We start from the raw sequence: 4,936 nt of genomic DNA, 5'->3' as shown, positions 1-4,936 counted from the left end.
CAGAGGGCCAGAGGGCCAGAGGGCCAGAGGCGGTCAATCCGGAACCTAATGTCTCAGCGACACCCGCAATGCGGTGACGGCAAGATCCGCTGACCATGAACTTTTTCGAATCGACCGGACGGCGAAACGTTGTCCGGTCGATTCTTTCTTCCCTTCCTGAGAAGCTCGAAAGATCAATATCAAGAGGACGCAATGAAACTCACCATCCCCTTTCGCTACAGGGCCTGCGTAATCCGCAGGAAGTGCCGCAACCCGGAGGATATGTTCTTTCGAGACACAGTTGAGTTCGAGATCCCCGAATGCACCGGAGCAGAGGCACCGGTCGCCTTCAAGTGGACCGACAAGCTTGGTCGTTCCGATTTCAGTAAATCGGTCGAGATCCGCCATTTTGACGATTCGCTCTGGGCACCTGAAGGGTCCTACCTCGGCGGCGGCGTTGAACGGCATTTGGCGATCGACTACGTGCTTAAGACGCTTGACCCCGAAGAAGGTCTCCGCAACCCTCTCTTCGGCTACATCCGCGACGTCATGAAGTACGACATCGCCAATCCCTGCGAGTTTCGTTTCTTCGATCGGGGTGACAGGGAGACGGAGAGGCGCAAGATCGAGGAGATGTGCAAAAACCTAGTCATTATCGACGGAATGGTCTGGGCAAGAACGCAGGAGCCCTTCTATACGCTGAGAATGGGAAATTATAACTCGACCTATCTCTCCTACAAGATCAGTTCTTGCTCTATTTTAAGCGAGGATCCCCAAGTTGTTTTCTCCGCCCTAGAGTTCGACGAAATGGTGGCGCATCACACGAAACTCGTGGCGGGTGGCCAGGAAGTCGTCAATTTAGATGACTGCGAACGGATCGAGGTTCTGATGCCCGAGGCGGTGATGGTTGACCGGAAGGGACCTGCCATTCTGAAGGCAATCAAAGAGGTTCTCGATTGCGACACCGCGGATATGAAGAAATGGTCGACAGAAAGGCTGATCCAATGGGCGGGCGTTCGGGACTTGGGCGAAGCACTGTCGTCCGGCGAACCCGGCTGCGATGACCTCGAGGCGCTCGCCATCAAGGCCCACTCCTACGCCTGCGCCCATCTGCGCGGTTTCTGTCTTGATCGGTTCGAGGCTGTGTTCGAGCGGTTCGAAGCCCTCGAGATTGACTTCAACCACTCCACCCCCTCTTTTATGTGAGATTACCGATGCACATCAGGTTCCCCTTTTATTACAGATGCGATGTCCTTGAGCCACGCAAACGCAACAAGACCACGAAGCACTTCGGCGAATGGCTGGACGCGGATATTCCGGAAATCTCCTCGGAGGATGCTCCGGTGGCCCTGCGGTGGAGCGTTCCGAAGGGCGGCTATCCTCGTCACATCAACGGTATCGACGGCTTACTCAATAAGAGCGGGGAGATTATCGAAACGCGCTGGTACAACGATGATCACTGGATGCCGCACTTCGAAACCGAGAACCAGGACAGAACCAGTGTGTTCGTTCTCGAGACTGATGCCATGCTCAAATACCTCGAGAATGGGCATTTCCACAATTTGCCGTTTAGCGGCGGGCCGGACTACCGGATTCAAGAATTTCTCTCCGGAGAGCTTCATCCGATCAATCCGAACGACTATAGGGAAGTCGATCTCAAGGATCGTGATGAACTCCTGAAGCGCCTCGAAAGAACACTGAACAATATCGTTGTCATCGATGGTCAGATCTGGTGTCGACGCCCCGAACCCGTTTATCGAAACGATCTTCAGAGAACCGATGACCAGATCGGATATTTCCCCGTGGTCTTCGCTCCGCAGGAACTTACGAAGAACGGGGAATACAGACACGAGCTCTGCGCGCTCCGAAGAATGGATCAGTACGACGAGATGCTGACCGACCGTACAGGCCTCCTCGGCGATACCTGGAACCCCGGTGCCGAAGTTCTCATTCCGGAGAGCCTGCGGTTCAGTCCGGAGGGGCCGGCACTCATGGGTGCTGTTCAGTGCGCCTTGTCCTTTGGCAAGCATATGGAAAACTGGCCCAGAGAGAAGGGAATCGCCTTTTATGATCTCCGCGATGCCTTCAAGCGGGCCAAGGAGAGCGCCGACGATAATGGAATGCCGGACGAGGCGACTCTGGACGAACTTGCTCCGGCCGCGATGGTCTACGCCGCGACCCATGGCGCAGGAAAAGACAGACTGAAGCTCGCCGCCGAAAGGTATCTAAATCGGTCGCTTGAGTTCGATCTCCCGGCTGCGCTTAAGATGTAGCCAACAATGCCAAGACGGTCGGCGATGTTAACCAAACCGCGATATTTCGTTGACCGTCTTTAACCGCCGCACAAGATTAAACAAGGAAACAAGGAAACAAGGAAAGCCTCATCAGAGGTTCATTCCGTCCGAGGTCTCGATCCCTTTCGCCCGCTCTTCTTCGTGCGCCATTCGCTCACTCATGTCCGCGTGGTCCTCCATATAGGAGTGTTCGATGTAGGCGGAGTACTCTTCGTAAGCCTGGGATACGTATCCGAGATTGATTGCCAGGACGCGCTCGGGGTTATCGACGTTCAGGTCGGTCGTGCGAATGTTGTTGTAGCCGTGCATCATTGAGGACACAGCCTCGACGCAGACATCCAGATCCTCCTGCAACACCCCGATTAGGCTCGTCGTCCGGTCCAGAACCTCGGCGGCGGAAGATTTCAGATCCTCCGGCTGTACCTCAACGTACGTTTCCTGATCAAGGATGTCGCCGATCAGTAGAGCCGGAGCGCTCGCGGGCTCCTCGTTCACCCCGGCCGTCTCGAGTCCATCCTCCAGAGGGGCACCGAAATCACGGAAGTTCACTGGATCGTTCAGAACGCTGTCAGCGATCTTCCCTATGATCACCAACTTCCCCAGAGACGTGAAGCCCTTCGATGCCTGGATGACGTTCATTCCGCTGAGTGCCTCTCCCAGCTTGATGGCAACAAGATCGCAATGCGCGACGCGAAGGTTCATCTCGTGGATCACTTCGTCCAGAGCGAGCTTCTGCTCCTTCATGTCTACGAGACTTTGAATGCCCAGGTTTTCGTATCCCGTGCGTTCGTCGAAGGTCGGGACGTCAGATGCGGCGTTAGCGACGTTCACTGCCATAGCCGACATCACGACGGTCTTGATCGCCAATCCTGATTTCGTCTTGAAAAAGTCTGACATCTTCGACATTTGTGCTCTCCCTTGTTCCCATCTCAATAATGCACCGAACAATAGCAAGGCACATAGGCCGGCGTGGTGGAAACTTTCAACCCGAAGTGTGCTAATGGATCGGTATTCGCTGGAGAGAAACATGAAGAAACCGATCCGCACGAAAGACAAAGATGCCGAGATCCTTAATGGCGTGCGCCATGAGATCGAATTAACCGTCTCCCACGGACAGATGCCGGCCGAGCGACGAGAGCATGCGCCCGCCAAAAGGGGCTTCTTCGTTCCCGGTAAATCCGCGTCTCGAGCGGTAACCCAAACGGCATCCATGAACGTCAGGATGACTCCGGAAGCGCGCGAGCGGGCGGCCGATCATATCGGTTCTCTACTGAGCAGCGACCTCATGGATGAAATTTCCGACACCGAGGCGATGCGGAACGCCGAAATGAACGGCGGTATGGATGACGAGACCGAAGGCTACATCGAGGATATCCCGCCGACCGCCGGAAACCTCCCATCCGTCATCTCTAACGCGATCACCGAGACGGGTGGCGAGATCACCCCGGAATGGCACCAGGTTCGCCACCTGCCGAACTACGCTGTCAACCAGATCCGCGCACTAGGAAGACAAGTCTTTCGGCAGTTCACCGACATTCCGGTCGATGACATCCAAACCGTCACGACACTCACGAACGACGAGACCGAGGTTCGCCACCTGATGGCCTGGATTCAGCGCTACGGCCAGAAGGACGACGAGGCGGTGATCGAATTCGAGGCGACCATACCTGGCTATGATGCCGAAGTACAACTTTGGAACGTCCAAGATTACGGCTTCCTCGTTGTGAAGGACTTCGGCGGCTATTACGTCTACGGCTGGCCCGGTGGGCGAGGTGTCGATCTGGATTACGATCCTGTGCCTCAGCTGGGGCGCTAATCGTTCCTTCGGTCTTATGTGCCGAACCACAAAGACGTGCCCCACTTTCGCTCTCTGTTCGCAAGTGGAGCACGTCTTTGTGCTGACAAACTATCGGTCAGCGACATAAGAGACAGTCGCGGACAGGAATTAGATACCGAGCTAACTGTTTAAGCCCTCTCAAGCCCCTCCGTAACGGCCTTCATCGCCTGATGGATCAGTATTTTGGCGGCCAAGTCATTCTTTGGCTCTGCCTTGAGGATCTGCTGAGCCTTCTTGAATCCGTTGACCGCCTTCTCAAGTTTCTCCGATGCGGCCATCAGGTTGCCGGACGCCTTGATCACCCTGATGAAGTCGCCGTATTCACCAGGCACGTCCTCATGCTCTATTCTGGCGAGCACGGACTTGTGCATTTGGATGGCATCATCCTCCCCGAGGCGAACGCCTTGATCCAAGGCGATCACGAAATCCGAGGCGGCTTGCACGTCGGACTCTTTCGAAAGGAGCCAGGCCATGATGATGACCTTGTCCGCTTTATCCATTTTTCAGGCCTCGCATAAACTGGTTTTCGTCAGTCTCGACGGAATTCCGCGAAACATGGTTTAGGGCAGGGGAGGCGACTTCCATAGCCGCCATCTGGTCCGCAAGGGCCCTGATTAGGCTGCTGATCCTCGACAACGAGGTCTCATCGTGGCCGAATTCTATGTCGCCATGCAGAAGAAGTCTGTTCACACTGTTCTCGACGCTCATATTCCCGATGGACATCTCCGCTCTGTCATCCTCGAAGGGATTGAATTCCAACATTCGTTAACGTCTCCCCGTCCTGAAGGGCGAGGACTTTAGCGAAGCGCAAGCCGTTGGGCTGCGC

General features: G+C 55.4%; 6 protein-coding genes. 3 read left to right on the top strand and 3 right to left on the bottom strand.

Annotation, left to right across the window (positions count from 1 at the left end; genetic code table 11):
• Positions 1-192: 192 nt before the first annotated feature.
• Both E1297_RS04295 and E1297_RS04290 read left to right on the top strand, forming a co-directional pair.
• Positions 193-1,185 (top strand): hypothetical protein, encoded by a 993-nt coding sequence (locus E1297_RS04295; RefSeq protein WP_155134329.1) that lies wholly within the window; start codon positions 193-195, stop codon positions 1,183-1,185.
• An 8-nt stretch (positions 1,186-1,193) separates the two neighbouring features.
• Positions 1,194-2,252 carry a hypothetical protein gene (locus E1297_RS04290; protein WP_155134326.1) on the top strand — a complete coding sequence of 353 codons (1,059 nt, stop codon included), beginning with the start codon at positions 1,194-1,196 and terminating at the stop codon, positions 2,250-2,252.
• Between the two features lie 111 nt (positions 2,253-2,363).
• Here E1297_RS04290 and E1297_RS04285 read toward each other — a convergent pair whose 3' ends face one another.
• Complete coding sequence (locus tag E1297_RS04285; RefSeq protein ID WP_155134323.1) at positions 2,364-3,179, bottom strand: hypothetical protein; 816 nt, start codon at positions 3,177-3,179, stop codon at positions 2,364-2,366.
• Between the two features lie 121 nt (positions 3,180-3,300).
• Between E1297_RS04285 and E1297_RS04280 the strand changes: the two genes are divergently transcribed.
• A complete protein-coding gene (locus E1297_RS04280; protein ID WP_155134320.1) occupies positions 3,301-4,089 on the top strand; it encodes a hypothetical protein in 789 nt (262 codons plus the stop codon).
• Positions 4,090-4,238: 149 nt separating this feature from the next.
• On the opposite strand, the gene E1297_RS04275 is transcribed toward E1297_RS04280, so the two are convergent.
• Complete coding sequence (locus tag E1297_RS04275) at positions 4,239-4,610, bottom strand: hypothetical protein (RefSeq protein WP_155134317.1); 372 nt, start codon at positions 4,608-4,610, stop codon at positions 4,239-4,241.
• The gene (locus E1297_RS04270) at positions 4,603-4,872 is read right to left on the bottom strand and encodes a hypothetical protein (RefSeq protein ID WP_155134314.1); all 270 of its coding nucleotides are present in this window, start codon (positions 4,870-4,872) and stop codon (positions 4,603-4,605) included. Before E1297_RS04270 ends, E1297_RS04275 begins: the two co-directional genes overlap by 8 nt.
• Positions 4,873-4,936: the final 64 nt, after the last annotated feature.

The organism is Roseibium sp. RKSG952, assembly GCF_009711355.1.
Note: the sequence above shows the minus strand (reverse complement) of the source record. Positions and strands in the feature narration are given on the sequence as shown.

Bases quoted from the DNA above. Each gene is read 5' to 3' on its own strand.
- E1297_RS04295 (WP_155134329.1), top strand. From the start codon at position 193: ATGAAACTCACCATCCCCTTTCGCTACAGGGCCTGCGTAATCCGCAGG.
- E1297_RS04290 (WP_155134326.1), top strand. From the start codon at position 1,194: ATGCACATCAGGTTCCCCTTTTATTACAGATGCGATGTCCTTGAGCCA.
- E1297_RS04285 (WP_155134323.1), bottom strand. From the start codon at position 3,179: ATGTCGAAGATGTCAGACTTTTTCAAGACGAAATCAGGATTGGCGATC.
- E1297_RS04280 (WP_155134320.1), top strand. From the start codon at position 3,301: ATGAAGAAACCGATCCGCACGAAAGACAAAGATGCCGAGATCCTTAAT.
- E1297_RS04275 (WP_155134317.1), bottom strand. From the start codon at position 4,610: ATGGATAAAGCGGACAAGGTCATCATCATGGCCTGGCTCCTTTCGAAA.
- E1297_RS04270 (WP_155134314.1), bottom strand. From the start codon at position 4,872: ATGTTGGAATTCAATCCCTTCGAGGATGACAGAGCGGAGATGTCCATC.